The sequence below is a fragment of the Micromonospora sp. NBC_00617 genome (genome assembly GCF_045161355.1).
Taxonomy (GTDB): Bacteria; Actinomycetota; Actinomycetes; order Mycobacteriales; family Micromonosporaceae; genus Micromonospora.
The window spans coordinates 5799712-5814494 of the sequence record NZ_CP107751.1 but is presented as its reverse complement, the minus strand read 5'-3'; the positions used below and the strand labels follow the sequence as shown (position 1 = coordinate 5814494).

General features: G+C 73.9%; 13 protein-coding genes. 8 read left to right on the top strand and 5 right to left on the bottom strand.

From position 1 onward, the window contains the following. Positions 1-14 precede the first annotated feature (14 nt). Both OG505_RS26785 and OG505_RS26780 read left to right on the top strand, forming a co-directional pair. Positions 15-782 carry an SGNH/GDSL hydrolase family protein gene (locus tag OG505_RS26785; RefSeq protein ID WP_405428696.1) on the top strand — a complete coding sequence of 256 codons (768 nt, stop codon included), beginning with the start codon at positions 15-17 and terminating at the stop codon, positions 780-782. Positions 783-784: 2 nt separating this feature from the next. Continuing rightward, on the top strand, positions 785-1231 hold the full coding sequence (locus tag OG505_RS26780; RefSeq protein ID WP_405428694.1) for a hypothetical protein: 447 nt from the start codon (positions 785-787) through the stop codon (positions 1229-1231). Positions 1232-1419: 188 nt separating this feature from the next. Here the strand turns inward: OG505_RS26780 and OG505_RS26775 are convergent, their stop codons facing one another. After that, positions 1420-1614 (bottom strand): hypothetical protein, encoded by a 195-nt coding sequence (locus OG505_RS26775; RefSeq protein WP_405428693.1) that lies wholly within the window; start codon positions 1612-1614, stop codon positions 1420-1422. A 287-nt stretch (positions 1615-1901) separates the two neighbouring features. On the opposite strand from OG505_RS26775, the gene OG505_RS26770 reads away from it, so the two are divergent. After that, positions 1902-2804, top strand: coding sequence for a sulfurtransferase (locus tag OG505_RS26770; RefSeq protein ID WP_405428690.1), 903 nt, complete (start codon positions 1902-1904; stop codon positions 2802-2804). A gap of 49 nt (positions 2805-2853) precedes the next feature. On the opposite strand, the gene OG505_RS26765 is transcribed toward OG505_RS26770, so the two are convergent. The 3 genes from OG505_RS26765 to OG505_RS26755 all read right to left on the bottom strand — a co-directional run bounded on the left by OG505_RS26765 (position 2854) and on the right by OG505_RS26755 (position 5230). Further along, entirely contained in the window at positions 2854-4035 is a 1182-nt protein-coding gene (locus tag OG505_RS26765; protein WP_405428688.1) for a hypothetical protein, read from the bottom strand. Further along, positions 4032-4589, bottom strand: coding sequence for a SigE family RNA polymerase sigma factor (locus OG505_RS26760; protein ID WP_405428687.1), 558 nt, complete (start codon positions 4587-4589; stop codon positions 4032-4034). Before OG505_RS26760 ends, OG505_RS26765 begins: the two co-directional genes overlap by 4 nt. A gap of 68 nt (positions 4590-4657) precedes the next feature. Next, positions 4658-5230 carry a TetR family transcriptional regulator gene (locus tag OG505_RS26755; RefSeq protein ID WP_405428685.1) on the bottom strand — a complete coding sequence of 191 codons (573 nt, stop codon included), beginning with the start codon at positions 5228-5230 and terminating at the stop codon, positions 4658-4660. Positions 5231-5337: 107 nt separating this feature from the next. Between OG505_RS26755 and OG505_RS26750 the strand changes: the two genes are divergently transcribed. Next, the gene (locus OG505_RS26750; protein WP_405428683.1) at positions 5338-6495 is read left to right on the top strand and encodes an FAD-dependent oxidoreductase; all 1158 of its coding nucleotides are present in this window, start codon (positions 5338-5340) and stop codon (positions 6493-6495) included. Between the two features lie 5 nt (positions 6496-6500). Here OG505_RS26750 and OG505_RS26745 read toward each other — a convergent pair whose 3' ends face one another. Further along, positions 6501-7769 carry an MFS transporter gene (locus tag OG505_RS26745; RefSeq protein WP_405428681.1) on the bottom strand — a complete coding sequence of 423 codons (1269 nt, stop codon included), beginning with the start codon at positions 7767-7769 and terminating at the stop codon, positions 6501-6503. A gap of 121 nt (positions 7770-7890) precedes the next feature. On the opposite strand from OG505_RS26745, the gene OG505_RS26740 reads away from it, so the two are divergent. From OG505_RS26740 to OG505_RS26725, 4 genes are all read left to right on the top strand, one after another. Further along, positions 7891-9678 (top strand): HSP90 family protein, encoded by a 1788-nt coding sequence (locus tag OG505_RS26740; protein WP_405428680.1) that lies wholly within the window; start codon positions 7891-7893, stop codon positions 9676-9678. Continuing rightward, entirely contained in the window at positions 9675-12566 is a 2892-nt protein-coding gene (locus OG505_RS26735; RefSeq protein ID WP_405428678.1) for a hypothetical protein, read from the top strand. The genes OG505_RS26740 and OG505_RS26735 overlap by 4 nt, the downstream gene beginning before the upstream one ends. Positions 12567-12681: 115 nt before the next feature. Beyond that, entirely contained in the window at positions 12682-13281 is a 600-nt protein-coding gene (locus OG505_RS26730; RefSeq protein WP_405428676.1) for a TetR/AcrR family transcriptional regulator, read from the top strand. A 73-nt stretch (positions 13282-13354) separates the two neighbouring features. Then, positions 13355-14692, top strand: a complete 1338-nt coding sequence (locus tag OG505_RS26725; RefSeq protein WP_405428675.1) for an acetyl/propionyl/methylcrotonyl-CoA carboxylase subunit alpha — start codon at positions 13355-13357, stop codon at positions 14690-14692. The last annotated feature ends 91 nt before the right edge of the window (positions 14693-14783 follow it).

Here is a 14783-nt window from a genome sequence, read left to right as displayed (position 1 = left end):
GAGGGGGGCGCGGGGTGCGCTGGCGCAGTTTTGTCGCGGTCGGGGACAGCTTCACCGAGGGTATGGACGACGCGTACCCGGACGGCACCTACCGGGGCTGGGCGGATCTGGTGGCGACCCGTCTCGCCGCCGAGACCGGCCCTGACTTCCGGTACGCGAACCTGGCCATCCGGGGCAGGCTCTTTCCCAGCGTGGTGGCCGAGCAGGTGCCCTCCGCGGTGGCCATGAAGCCCGACCTGATCAGCTTCGCGGCCGGCGGCAACGACGTGCTGCGGCGCACCTTCGACCCGGACACGTTGGTCTCCCGCTTCGACGAGGTCGTCCGGCAGCTGCGCTCGGGCGGCGCGGACGTGCTGCTTTTCCGATTCGCCGACGTGATGGCACGACTGCCCGGTCAACGTCTCGTCGCTCCCCGGGTGGAGCTGCTCAACCAGGCGGTCGGTGAGACCGCCGAGCGACACGGCGCCATCCTGGTCGACCTGTACGCCGACAACACGTTCCTCAACCCGATGCTCTGGAGCACCGACCGGCTGCACCTCTCCCCGGCAGGGCACCGGCGGGTCGCCGGGCAGGTGCTGAACGCGCTCGGGGTGGGCTGCGACGAGGAGTGGCTGATGGTCCCGCCGCACCCGGCGCCGTCGCCGTGGCTGGCCGCTCGCGCGGCCGACCTGCGCTGGGCCGGGCAGCACCTGGCCCCGTGGATCAGGCGGCGGCTCACCGGCCGGTCGTCCGGCGACACGGTGACCGCGAAGCGCCCGCTGCTCGGCCCGCTCGTCGACTGAACGTGCTCACCCTGCACACCGCGCCGCTGCTCCGGCGTACCCCCGACGGCGAGCCGCTGCCGGGCCAGGCCGTGCTGGTCGGCGGCGACCGGGTCGAGGCCGTGGGCCCGCTGGCCGAGCTGAGCGAGACGTACGCGGGGGTGCGGGTACGCCGATGGCCCGGCGTACTGGGTCCGGGCCTGCTTTACGACGGCCCGCTGCCGGCGGCGCCCACCCCACGCGAACGGGTGCACGCGCTGCTGCGCGAGGGCTTCACCGCGGTGCTGGCCGAGCACCTGGCCGACCCGTCGCTGCGGGCCGCCGTCGACCGGAGCGACCTGCTGGTGCTGCCGGCGCCCGTGGTGCCGAGCCTGCATCCGGGTGGACGCGCCGACCTGTCGGCGCACGACGCCGACGGCACCTGCATCGCGACTGTGGCCGCCGGCCGGATCGTGCACCGGCGCGCCTGAACGCGCCGCATCCGATTTCCCTGCCCGGCCGGTGCCGGCAACGGCGGACGAGTCGAGCGTGGCCCGGGCGGCACCGCCCGGGCCACGCCATTTCCGCCGATCGCCCCCCGATGTCGGCGGACCCCCGTTCCGACCCGCCGCCATCGAACGCCAGCCCCCGCCCGTGGCGCCTCAGGGTCGACCGCAGCCTAGAAGCCGGCGGACTCGCACGCCTTGTCGTAGGCCGGGTAGGCGTTCCCGTTGGCCCACCAGGTGCCGGAGAGCACCGTGCACCACACCTGGTTGCCGGCCCAGTTCTGGCCAACCGCCGTGTCGCTGATGTGCGGCGCTGGGTAGGCCGTCGAGGTCGAACCCTTGCTGGCGCCGTTGGCGGTGATCGTCACCTTGATCTCGGCGTCAGCCGAGGGGTCGCAGTAGATGTGACCGGTGGCGTAGACACTCGGACTCCTGCGAGCCTTTTGATCACTTCGTTGTCTCCTTGGGTCAAAAGGTCGTTCCGCGTGGGCACCTCGGTCTGCCGTCAAGCCTGAGCGGCGATCGGTGCCGCGGGAACGGCCTGAGCTGTTCGGAGCTGTTCGAAACGGTCCTGCACGTCGGCGACGGGCCGGGAGAGCGCCGCGTCACGCCCGATGGCCGGTCGTCGGGGTTCTGGCGGCGTACCTTGGGGATCATGTCTGTGCCGAACGATCCTGATCCCCGCCTCCAGTCGTACGCCGACCCGCGGCGGCTGGTCACCACCGACTGGTTGGCCGAGCACCTGGGCGACGAGGGCCTCGTCGTGGTCGAGTCCGACGAGGACGTCCTGCTCTACGAATCCGGTCACATTCCCGGTGCCGTCAAGGTCGACTGGCATCTCGACCTGAACGACCAGGTCACCCGGGACTACCTAGACGCGACGAGCTTCGCCGAGATGTGTGCCGCGAAGGGCATCGGCCGGGGCGACACCGTGGTTTTCTACGGCGACAACTTCAACTGGTGGGCCGCGTACGCCCTCTGGGTGTTCTCGCTCTTCGGCCACGCCGACGTGCGCCTGCTCGACGGCGGCCGGCAGAAGTGGATTGCCGAGGGGCGCGAGGTGACCCGCGACAAGCCGGCCCGGCCCGGGGCCGACTACCCCGTGCCGCTGCGGGACGACGCGCCGCTGCGGGCGTTCCGCGAGCAGGTGATGGCGCACATCGCCGTGGGGCGGCCGCTGGTCGACGTCCGGTCCCCGGGCGAGTACACGGGCGAGATGCTGCACATGCCCGACTACCCGCAGGAGGGCGCGCTGCGTGGCGGGCACATCCCGGGCGCGGTCAGCAAGCCGTGGAAGTCCGCCGCCAACGAGGACGGCACGTTCAAGTCCGCCGACGAGCTGAAGGCGATCTACGCCGACCAGCTCGGGCTGAGCCCCGACGATGACGTGATCGCGTACTGCCGCATCGGCGAGCGGTCCAGCCACACCTGGTTCGTGCTGCGGCACCTGCTGGGCTACCCGCAGGTGCGCAACTACGACGGCTCGTGGACGGAGTGGGGCAACCTGGTCCGGGCACCCGTGGTGAAGGGCGACCAGCCCGGCGGTATCGCCGCCTGAACGTTGCGCGGGAGCTGGCCGGCTGAGCGTTCGACGCATTCGACGGCCCTCAGCCGGCCAGCGCCAACACGCCGCGCAGGTCACGGATGACCCCGGTGATCTCGCCGGTCTCCGGGTCCCAGCGGGCGAGCGCGGCTGGTTCCAGGCGGAGCAGCACCGCGCCCTTGTTGTCCCAGCCCAGCACCGGGCAGCAGCCCTTGCCACGGCCACGACCGAGGTCCAGCACGTGGGTCACCTCGCCGGTACGGGAGTCCAGCACGGCCACCCCCTCGGCGCCGTCGATCTCGTTGCTGGTGATCCACGCGGCGCTCGCCAACCGACCGCCGTGCAGCCAACCTCGGCCGTAGAACTCGTTGACCTGGTACGGCGAGGGCAGCGCGTCGTAAGTGATCCGTTGTTCGGAGCGGATCGTGGCCTCGCGGGCGCTCCGGCTGCGCAGCGTCAGGCCACCCCGCTCGCCGGTCAGCTCGATCAGCGCCGCCTCGCGGCCGGCCTCCGGGTCGGGTGCCACCACGTTCCAGGCCGACACGTCGATGGTGCTCGCCGCCTCGGTGTCGCGCTCCACCGCGTACGTCCGGTCGTCGCCGCCGACCAGCACCCGGTCGTGCGCCCAGACCACCAGCTCCAGGTAGCCGTCGAGCGGAATCCGGCGTACGCCCGCCGTGGTGAGATCCACCATGATCAGCTCATTGGTCTGCGCGAAGGCCGCCCACCGGCCGTCCGGCGACAGGACTCCCGGCTTCACGGCGGTCGCCTCGTTGCCGCCCGCGTCCCGGGTGGGTGCCAGCGTCACCACGTCGAGACCGCGCACGATGCCGTCGTCGCCGAGGATCCGGACCGGGCCGTCCGCGCGGTTCTCCTCGTCGACGGGCTGGAACAGCGCCAGCGCCCGCTGGACCGGTCGTTCGGACAGCGACACGGTCGCCGGGCCGCTCAGCCGGCTCAGCGGATCGGGTGGGAACGTCAGCTCGGCCGGCGGACGCTGCACGGAATCGGCGTGGGTGGGCTCGACGCTCGGCGCCACCGTGTGGTTCAGGGGCGGATTGGGGGACGGCCGGCGGACGGCCACCGTGCCCCCGCCGACCAGCGCCACGGCCAGAACGGCCGCGCCGAGCACCCGTCGGGTACGACGCGTGCGCCGCGCCCGGTCCCAGCCGGCCGTCGCGGGCCTGCTGGGCAGCACGTCCTCCACGCTTACGGCGAACAGTTGGCGCAGATCCCGCTCGTTCATCGGTTCACCTCCAGGCCGGCGGTCGGGTCGCCGGAGCGGGTCGCGCCCCGGCTCGGTCGGCCGTCTGCGGTGAGATCGGGGGCGACCTCGCGGAGCCGGCGCAGCGCCATGTGGCACTGGCTCTTCACGGTGCCCACGGTCACCCCGAGCGCCTCCGCCGTGGCGACCTCGGTCAGGTCCTCGTAGTAGCGCAGCACCAGCACGGCCCGCTGCCGGGGCGGCAGCAGCCCCAGCGCGTCGTGCAGGGTCAGCCGCAGCGCGCCGTCCCGGTCGGGGGCCACCTGCTCCGGCGGTGCGGCGCTGAGCCATTCCCGGCGTCGGCGCCGCCACCACGACACCGCGTCCCGGTAGAGGATGGCCCGCACGTAGGCGGCTGGATCGCCGTCGCGGACGGAGGTCCAGCGCAGCGCCAGCTTCAGCAGGGCGTCCTGGAGAAGGTCCTCGGCCTGGTGCCGGTTGCCGCAGATCAGGAAGGCCGCGCGCAGCAGTCGGTGCTGGTTGCTCTCCACGAAGGCGAGGTAGCCGTCGCGGCCGTCGTTCGCCGTCGATCCCATCCGCACCCCTTCCGGCCGCCACGGTGCGCGTCACCCGACAGACGCATGGGGAGGGGGAAAAGGTTGGGTCAGATCTGCGGCAGCCCGGTCAGGTAGCGCTGGAGGGTCGGCGCGATCCAGGAGACCAGCTCCTCCGGCTCGGCGTCCACCATCGGTGGGAGCCGGACGACGTAGCGGGTGAAGGCGAGGCCCAGGATCTGGCTGGCCACCAGGCCGGCACGCCGTGCGGTCAGCGCCGGGTCGGTGCCGAACGCGGCCACGGCCGCGGTGAGCTGGTCGGCGAAGATGCCGCGCATGCGTTCGGCCGCGCCCGGGTTGGTGCTGGCGGCCCGCAGCAACGCCACAAGCGTCTCGTCGCCCTCCCACCGGGCGAGGAAGTGCCGCACCAGCACCTCGCCGAGCTGCTCGGGCGACACGGCGGCCAGGTCGGGCAGGCGGAGGTCGAACTCGGCCGCCGCCGCGAACAGGCCCTCCTTGCTGCCGTAGTACCGCATGACCATCGACGGGTCGATCCGGGCGTCGGCGGCGATGGCCCGGATCGTGGCGCGCTCGTATCCGTCGGCGGCGAACCGCTCGCGGGCGGCTCGCAGGATCGCCGCACGGGTGGCGTCCGAGCGGCGGGGCTGGGTGGGCGCGGTCATGCCAACGACCGTATGCCAACGGTTGTTGACACACAACGACCGTCGTCCTAGCGTTGCCAACAATCGTTTGCCAACACTCGTTGGCAACAGTCGTTCCGGAGGTGGCCATGCTGCCCACGAGTACCGACGTCCTGGTGGTGGGTGCCGGCCCCACCGGCCTCGCCACCGCACTGACGCTGGCCCGTCGCGGGATCGACGTGACAGTGCTGGACCAGCAGGCCGAACCGCCGCAGACGTCCCGCGCGGCCGTCGTGCACGCGTACACCCTGGAGGTGCTGGACCGGATCGGCGTCGCGGCGCCACTGGTGGCCCAGGGGGTGCGTGCGCCGCGTTTCACGGTCCGCGACCGGGACCGGACGCTGCTGTCGGTTCCGTTCCACCGGTTGCCGTCCCGTTTTCCCTACGCCCTGCTGGTCTCCCAGGCGGTCACCGAGGCCGTGCTCGTCGGGCAGTTGGCCGACCTCGGCGTCCGGGTGCGGCGGCCGTGCCGGCTGACCGACCTGAACCCGACCGCCGACGGGGTGCTCGCGCGGGTCGACGGTGCGGACCTGCGCGCCCGGTACGTGGTCGGCGCGGACGGCCTGCACAGCACGGTCCGGCAGGCGGCGGGCATCGGCTTCGCCGGCCCCAGCGACGAGGAGTCCTTCGTGCTCGCCGACGTGCGGGTCGACAGCGCGCTGCCCCGCGACGAGGCCGCGTTGTTCCTCGCCCGCCCCGGTCCGCTGGTCTGGGCGCCACTGCCGGACGGCGTGGTCCGGCTGGTCGCCGCCGTGCCGACGGCACCGCCCGAGCCGGACGCGGCGTACCTCCAGGCGCTGCTCGACGAGCGCGGCCCGACCCGCCGGCCCGACCGGGTGACCGAGGTGCTGTGGGGTTCCCGGTTCCGGGTGCACCACCGAATCGCCGACACCTTCCGGGCCGGGCCGGTGCTGCTGGCCGGGGATGCCGGGCACGTGCACAGCCCCGCCGGCGGGCAGGGTATGAACCTCGGCATCTGCGATGCGGTGGCCCTCGGCGCCGCCCTGGCCGAGGTGCTCGCCGGCGGCCCGGAGACGCTGCTCGACGACTACACCGCGCGGCAGCGCCCGATGGCCGAGGACGTGGTGAGCTTCGCCGCCGGGCTGACCCGGCTGGCCACCACCTCCCCGGCCCGCCGACCGGCCCGCGACGCGCTGCTCCGGCTGCTCGGTGCCGTACCCCCGGTCCGGCAGCGGATCGCGCTGCGCCTGTCCGGGCTGTCCCACCGGGAACGGAGCGCGGGTTGAGCTGTTCACCGAGACGGGTGCCGCTCTGATCGGGCCGCTGTCGCGCCGCTGGTGGGCGTGGCGGCCGTCGGTGCCGGTGCGGCCGGTCGCAGTGCCCACCAGGCCGCCAGCGTGACCAGCGCGAACGTGCCGGCCGCGGCGCCCGCCACCGGCACCGTCCCGTACGCGGCGGCGGCCAGCCCGGCGAGCGCCGCGCCGACGGGTGCGGTGAGCAGGCCGACCATCCGCTGCGCGGCACCCACCCGACCGAGCAGTCCGCCCGGCACGTGCCGCTGCCCGTACGACGCCGACAGGCTGTTCCACCCGACGGTGCCGGCGGCGAAGACGGCCAGCGCGATCCCGCCCGGCACCGGTTGCCGGGCCAGCGCGAACACGACCAGCGCGACGGTCTGTACGGCGAGCACCGCCCGCAGCGCGGGCACCGTGCCGAGCCGGGCGGCGAGCCGGCCCGCCCCGAGCGCCCCGCCCACGCCGCCGAGAATGGCGCCCGCCGCGAACAGTCCGTATCCGGCCGGCGGCACGCGCAGCACGTCCAGCGCGTAGAGCACCAGCACCGCCATGAGACCGCTGATCGCCAGGTTGCTCGCGGCCGCCAGCAGGGTGACCCGCCACAGTGTCCGGTCGCCGCGCAGCCAGCGCATCCCCTCGGCGATCTCGCTCCACACCGACCCGCGTCGGATGGCCGGCCCCGCATCCACGGCGGGCGTCGGAGTGAGGGCCAGCACGAGCAGGGCCGCCACCGCGAAGGTGACGGCGTCCAGAGCGAACGGCAGGGCGGGGCCGGTGGCGAAGAGGACACCGGCGGCCGGCGCACCGAGGAAACCGCCGGCCACCGCGCTCCCCGCCTGGAGCCGTCCGTTCGCCCGGGGCAGCGCGGCCGGCGACACGACCGTGGGCAGCAGCGCGAACGAGGCCGAGTCGAAGAGGGTGCCCAACGCGGCGAGGAGGAACGCGGCCGCCAGGAGCGTCACGACGGCCGCCCGGTCGAGGACGACCGCCACGGCCAGCGCCGCCACCACCACCGCGCGTACCCCGTCGATGCAGGCCATCGTCCGCCGGCGGTCCCAGCGGTCCGCGTACACGCCGCCGAGCAGGCCGAAGAGCAGCGGGGGAAGCTGCCCGGCCACGGTGACCGCCGCGATGATCCGAGGGTCGCGGGTCAGTGTGGCGGCCAGCAGGGCCAGAGCCGGCGTGCGCAGCGCGTCCCCGAACCGGGACGAGACGGCGGCGGACCAGAGCAACCGGAAGTCCCGGCCCAGAGCGGAGGTGGTCATGCCGCCGAACGTGCCCTCTCGACCGGGTCGAGGGTCAAGCCGCCGGGCGAAAGGGGGACGCGAGCCGTCGGTGATCATCGGTACGGTGGGCGCCGGCATCGGGACCGGGGAGAACTCAGGCGTGGACCACACTTTCCAGGTCGACCTGCGTGGCGTGGTCGACCTGCTCAGCCATCACCTCTACGGCAGCCCACGGGTCTACGTCCGTGAGCTGCTCCAGAACGCCGTGGACGCGATCACCGCCCGGCGTACGACCGAGCCGGACGCGCCGGCGCTGGTCCGCATCGAGCCACCGGAGATCACCGGCGACGGCACCCTGCGGGTGCACGACACCGGCGTCGGCCTGACCGAGGCGCAGGTGCACGAGCTGTTGGCCACCATCGGCCGCAGCTCCAAGCGCGACGAGCTGGGCTTCTCCCGGCACGAGTTCCTCGGCCAGTTCGGCATCGGCCTGCTCTCCTGCTTCCTCGTCGCCGACGAGATCCAGGTGCTCACCCGGCACGGCGACAACCCCACGGTCCGGTGGACCGGGTACGCCGACGGCCGCTACGCCGTGACCGTGGCACCGCCGGAGGCCGCCCGCGTCGAGCCGGGCACCACGGTCACGCTGGTGCCCCGCCGGGACGCCGACCAGTGGTTCGCCACCCCGACCGTCACCGACCTGGCGCGGCTCTTCGGGTCGCTGCTGCCGGTCACCGTCCGGGTCGGCGACACGGTCACCACCACCGGCGAACCCCCGTGGGCGACCGCGCCGGGGGCGCCGCTCGACCGCGCGGCGTTGATCAGGTACGCCCGGGAGACGCTCGGCGTGGAGCCCTTCGACGTGCTGCCGCTGGCCGTGCCGGAGGCCGGGCTGACCGGTGTCGCCGTCATCCTCCCGACCCCGGTGAACCCGGCGGCCCGGGCCGGGCACCGCGTCTACCTCAAGCGGATGCTGCTCACCGAGAACGCCGACAGCCTGCTGCCGGACTGGGCGTTCTTCGCGCACTGCGTGGTCGACGCGACCGAGTTGCGCCCGACGGCCAGCCGCGAGTCCCTCTACGAGGACACCCTGCTCGCCGCGACCCGGGAGGCGCTCGGCGACCAGGTACGCGGCTGGCTGGTCCGGCTGGCGCGACACGACCCGCACCGGCTGGCCGAGTTCCTCCAGGTGCACCACCTCGGCGTGAAGGCGCTGGCGCTGCACGACGACGAGATGCTCCGGCTGGTCGACCGGTGGTGGCCGATGGACACCAACGTCGGCACGCTCACGCTCGCCGAGTTCCGGGAACGTCACGGGGTGCTCCGCTACGCGGCCAGCCTCGACGAGTTCCGCCAACTCGCCGCGGTGGCCGCCGCACAGGACCTGGCGGTGGTGAACGCCGGCTACACGTACGACACCGAGCTGATCGAGCGGCTGCCGGCGGTGGACCGGTCGGTGCTTATCGAACGGCTGGAGCCGAGCGACCTCACCACCCGGTTCGAGGCCCTCGACCCGCAGGTCGAGTTGGCGCTGCGGCCGTTCCTCACCGCCGCGCAGCGGGCCGTCGAGCGGTCCGGCTGCGAGGTGGTCATCCGGGCGTACGACCCGGTCTCGCTGCCCGCGCTCTACCTGGTCAGCCGGTCGGCGGCGTTCAACGACCAGCTCGCCGCCAGCCGCGACCGTGCCGACGAGCTGTGGGGCGGAGTGCTCGACGCGCTCGCCGCCACCGCCCCACCGGACCGCCCGCAACTGGTGCTCAACCACCGCAACCCGCTGGTCCGGCGGGTCACGATGCTGGGCGACCCGGAGCTGGTCGGCCTCGCCATCGAGGCGCTGTACGGGCAGGCGCTGCTGCTCGGCCACCATCCGATCCGCGCTGCCGACGCCGCGCTGCTGAACGATTCCTTCCTCGGCCTGCTCGGCCGGGCCGTGCCGGGACGGGAGTGACCTTGAGCGACGAGGACCTGTGGCGGGTGCTGCGTGGCATCGCCGACATGCCGTACGGGGCGGGGCAGATCGCCGCGCTGGAGCAACTGCTGCGCCGGGTCGACGCCGCCGACGACCGGCACCTCGCCTTCGTCACCCGGATGCAGGCCACCACCGGGTACGTCTACGGCGGTGAGCCGGCGAAGTCGTTCGTGACCTTCTCCTGGTGTCTGTCCGAATTCGATCGCGACCCGCAGCCGTACCACCAGCGCCACCTGCACCAGTTGCTGTGGCACTTCAAGTACATGGTGTCCGGCCTGCTGAAGTTCCCCGAGGTGCCGCTGGACCGCACGTACGCGGTGCTCGACGACATGGAGCGGCGTTACCGGGCCGGCGGGCACAGCCTGCAGACCGTCCACAAGCACCGGTTCCGGGTCGCCGACCACGTGGGCGACGCCGAGGCCGCCGCGCACTGGTACCGGCTGTGGCAGACCACACCCCGCGACGAGCTGTCCGACTGCGCCGGCTGTGACCCGACGAGCCAGGTGGGCTACCTCGCCGACACCGGGCGGGACGCCGAGGCGGTGGCACTGGCCGAGCCGGTGCTCGCCGGCAGACTGACCTGCACCGAGCAGCCCCAGGCGATCCTCACGGCGCTCCTTCTGCCCTACCTGCGTACCGGTCGGGGTGAGTCGGCGCGTGACGCGCACCGGGAGGCGTACCGCAAGCTGCGCGGCAACCTCGCCGACCTGTGGGACATCGGCGACCACATCGAGTTCTGCACGCTGACCGGCAACGAGGCGCGGGCGGTCGAGCTGGTCGAGCGGCACCTGGACTGGCTGGACCGGCCGCCGTCGCCGGCCGCCGCCATGCACTTCGCGGCGACCGCCGCCGCCGCGCTGCGTCAGGCCGGTCCGGCGACGGTGTACCGCCGGGCCGCCGAGGGCCGCCCGGCCGCCGAGGTGCCCGCGCCGATGCTGGCCGACGAGTTGGCCGCTACCGCGGCCGCGCTGGCCGCCCGCTTCGACGCCCGCAACGGCACCAGCCACCAGTCGGAGTGGATCGCCCGCCGGCTCGCCGTACGGCCCAGCGGCGAGCACCTGCCGCTCTCCGCGAGCGTCCGCCGCCGTCCGGCCCGGCCGACCGGGGACGAACCGACCGCCGCGCCCGGTACGGCCACGCCCGCGTCCGCCGACCGACCCGGCCGCGAGCGGGTCGGTGCGGCCACCATCGCTCTGCCCGCCGACGTCGACGCCGACGAGCTGCTGACCCTCGCCGAGGAGAGCTGGGGCCGACACGACCGGGCCACGTTCCAGGCGGCGCTGGCCGCGTGCGACGACCGGTTCGGCTCCACCGACCTGCCGGCGCGCACGGTCGCGCACCGGTTGGCGCTGCGGGCCGCCGAGCGCGGCGACGAGGACGACATCGAGGGCGCGGTCGAGTTGAACCGGACGGCGCTGGACCTGTACCGCTCGGCGGGCGAGGAGGTTCCCGCCCGGGTGGTCGCCGGGCGGCTCGGCGTGCTGCTGACCCGGACCGACGAGCACGCCGAGGAGGGGCTCGCGCTGGTCCGGGAGGCCGCCGAGGTGCTGGACCGGCTCGGGGACGACCGGCAGCGGGCCGCGGGGCACGACCGGCTGGCGTTGGCGTTGCTGCACCAGCAACGGTGGGCGGACGCCCTCGCGGCGCTGGACCGGGCACCGGCCGACGCGGGTGGCGACCGGCACCTGGCGGCTCGGATGGCGCTGCACCGGGCGCACCTGCTGGAGCAGTCCGACCGCGTCGATGAGGCCCGCGCCGCCGCCGAGGAGGCGCGCGGCATTGGTCGTGAGCTGGGCATCGGCGAACTGCTCACGGCGGCCTGCCTGGCCTGGGCGCGGACGGTCGACGACCCAGCGGCGGCGGTGGCCGCCTGCGACGAGGCGCTGCGGGTGGCGCCGGCGGACGCGGAGCTGCCCGTCCGGGTCGCCCGCGCGCGGGCGCTGCTCTCCGCCGGCCGGGCTGCCGACGCGGTAAACGATTTCGTCGAGGCGGTGACGCTCTGCGTGGAGCGCGGCGCCGAGGGGGACGCGTTCCTGCGCTGGGAGCTGGCGAACGCGTACCGGATGGTGGGCCGACTCGCCGAGGCGGCCGAGGTCGCCGAGGAGGCCGTGCTCGGTCTGGACCGGCTGGGCGCCCAGGCGGAGGCCGACCGCTGCCGGCACCTGCTGGCCGGCGTGTACGCCGGGCTCGGCGAGATCGATCCGGCGCTGGCCCTGCTGGAGCAGTTGTCCACCAACCTGGACGGCCCGGACAACCTCCCGCACCGGGCGCAGGTGCTGGAGGAGGCCGGCGGGATCCTCTACGACGCCGACCGGGACGCGGTTGCCGCCGAGCGGTTCGCCGCCGCCGCCACGGCGTACCGGCTGGCCGACCTGCCGTTGGACGAGCTGCGTGCCCGTCGGCGAGAGGCGTACGCCTGGTTCTGGTCCGACGATCGACCGGCGGCGGTCCGTGCCGTCGAGCTGGTGGACGGGTTGGCTGCCACGTTGGCCGGGCAGTCGGAGCCGGAGCCGCCGGTGATCTACGAGCTGGCGATGGCGGCCGAGGCCGGTGCGCGGGTGTTGGTCGGGGAGGGGCGGCCGGACGAGGCGTTGGACCGGCTCGCCGGGGTGCCGGACCGGCTGCGGTCGATCGAGGCGTTCGGCGAGGCGGCCCAGGTCGAGGTCCTCGTCGGTGAGCTGCTGCTGCGCCTGGACCGGCCGGCCGAGGCGGAGCCGCTGCTGCGGCGCGTACTCGGTGGGCTCCCGGCCGGCTCGCAGCCGGTCCGCCAGACGGCCTGGCTGCTGGCCCGCGCCCTGGACCTGCTGGACCGACCCACGGAGGCCGCCGCGCTGCGCGCGGAGCACGACCTCGACCCGGACGAGTGACCTCTGCGCCGCCCGGTCGGCCCCGCCCGAACGGGTGCCGGCCGGTGGCGTGGCGCGCGCAACCGACCGGTAACCGGCGTCCCACCGCGGTCAGCTCGCGGACTACGCTTGCCCCGTGACGGTGGAGCAGCAGACACGGGGTGCGGCGGGTGCGGGCCGGCGCCGGTCCCGCAAGGACGAGATCCTGGAGATCGCGGTCGGTCTGTTCGCCGCCCGTGGCTATCACGGCGTGTCGATGGACGACATCGGTGCGGCAGCCGGGGTGACCGGCCCGGCGCTCTACCACCACTTCGCCGGCAAGGAGGCGATGCTGGCCGCCGCGCTGATCCCGGTCAGCGAGGGGCTGTTGGCCGGCGGCCGGGAACGTGCCGCCGGGCATCCGGACGACCCGCGCGGCGTGCTGGAGTCGCTGATCGACTTCCACGTCGAGTTCGCGCTGGCCAACCCCGCGGTGATCGCGCTGCACCTGCACGAGCTGGACCGCCTGCCGGAGGAGCCGCGACGACGGATCCGCCGCCTGCAGCGGATGTACGTCGAGGAGTGGGTGACGGTGCTGACCGCGCTGCACCCGGGCATGCCCGACGGTGAGGCGCGGGTGCTGGCGCACGCCGCGTTCGGCCTGATGAACTCGACTCCGTTCCTGGGCGGCGAGGTGGACCGTCGGCGTCGCGCCGAGCTGCTGCGCGGCGCGACCCTGGCCGCGCTGCTCGCCTGAGCCCCGGCTCGTCAGGAGTGGGCCCGTCGTGGTTCCCTGGCATCGTCCCAACATCCGGACGCCGGGAGGAAACATGATCGAGTCACTGCTGGTCGCCAATCGGGGCGAGATCGCCCGCCGGGTCATCCGGACCGCCAAGCGGCTCGGCATCCGCGCGATCGCGGTGTACTCGGAGGCCGACGTCGATCTGCCGTTCGTCGCCGAGGCGGACGAGGCCGTCCTGATCGGCCCGCCGAACCCGGCCCAGAGCTACCGCAACGTCGAGGCGATCCTCGCCGCCGCGAAGTCGACCGGCGCACAGGCCATCCACCCCGGCTACGGGTTCCTGTCGGAGAACGCCGAGTTCGCCCGTACCGTCGAGGCGAGCGGGCTGATCTGGGTCGGGCCCGGCGCGGACGCGATCACCGCGATGGGCGACAAGATCAACGCTCGGAACCTGATGGCGGCGGCCGGCGTCCCGGTCGCGCCCGGCACCACCGACCCGGCCGCCGACCTGGACGCGGCGGTGACGGCCGCCGCCGAGATCGGCTACCCGGTGATGGTCAAGGCCGCCGCCGGTGGCGGGGGCATGGGCATGGGCGTGGCCGTCGACGAGGCCGCGCTGCGCACCGAGTACGACAAGGTGCGCGCGTTCGCCGAGCGGATGTTCGGCGACGGTTCGGTGTTGATCGAGCGGTACTTCCCCCGGGTGCGCCACGTCGAGGTGCAGATCCTCGGCCTGGCCGACGGTCGGGTGGTGGCGCTCGGCGAGCGGGAGTGCTCGGTGCAGCGGCGCAACCAGAAGCTGGTGGAGGAGTCGCCGTCCCCGGCGGTCTCGCCGGAGCTGCGCGCACGCCTCCTGGCGGCAGCGGTACGGGCCGGCGAGGCCGTCGGCTATCGCAACGCGGGCACGGTGGAGTGCCTGCTCGACCCGGCCTCGGGCGAGTTCTTCTTCCTGGAAATGAACACGCGGCTGCAGGTGGAGCACCCGGTGACCGAGTACGTCTACGGCGTCGACCTGGTGCAGGAGCAGTTGCGGGTGGCCGCCGGCCTGACCCCGACCTTCGACCCGGACGCGCTCGCGCCGAGCGGGCACGCCATCGAGCTGCGGATCAATGCCGAGGACCCGAAGCGCTTCCTGCCCGGCCCCGGCGTGATCAGGACCTGGGTGGAGCCCACCGGCGAGGGCGTGCGGGTGGACTCGGGTTACACCGAGGGCAACACCGTCACCCCGTTCTACGACAGCCTGCTGGCCAAGCTGATCGTCACGGGCGCGACCCGCGACGAGGTGATCGAACGGGCGAAGGCCGCTGTCGCCGCCTTCCGGATCGAGGGCCCGAAGAACAACGTGCCCTTCTTCGCCGAGCTGCTCGAGAACGAGGAGTTCCGCTCCGGCGCCTACGACACCGGCATCGTCTCCCGCATGCGCTGACCCGGCCGGGCCGTCGCCGGGCCGCAGGGCTGGTGACCTGTCGGCGGGGCGACACTGGCACCCGCGTCCTTTGCTCTGCTTACCTGGACGC

Coding starts and splice junctions, on each gene's coding strand:
- OG505_RS26770 (WP_405428690.1), top strand. CDS start 1,902: ATGTCTGTGCCGAACGATCCTGATCCCCGCCTCCAGTCGTACGCCGAC.
- OG505_RS26765 (WP_405428688.1), bottom strand. CDS start 4,035: ATGAACGAGCGGGATCTGCGCCAACTGTTCGCCGTAAGCGTGGAGGAC.
- OG505_RS26760 (WP_405428687.1), bottom strand. CDS start 4,589: ATGGGATCGACGGCGAACGACGGCCGCGACGGCTACCTCGCCTTCGTG.
- OG505_RS26755 (WP_405428685.1), bottom strand. CDS start 5,230: ATGACCGCGCCCACCCAGCCCCGCCGCTCGGACGCCACCCGTGCGGCG.
- OG505_RS26750 (WP_405428683.1), top strand. CDS start 5,338: ATGCTGCCCACGAGTACCGACGTCCTGGTGGTGGGTGCCGGCCCCACC.
- OG505_RS26745 (WP_405428681.1), bottom strand. CDS start 7,769: ATGACCACCTCCGCTCTGGGCCGGGACTTCCGGTTGCTCTGGTCCGCC.
- OG505_RS26725 (WP_405428675.1), top strand. CDS start 13,355: ATGATCGAGTCACTGCTGGTCGCCAATCGGGGCGAGATCGCCCGCCGG.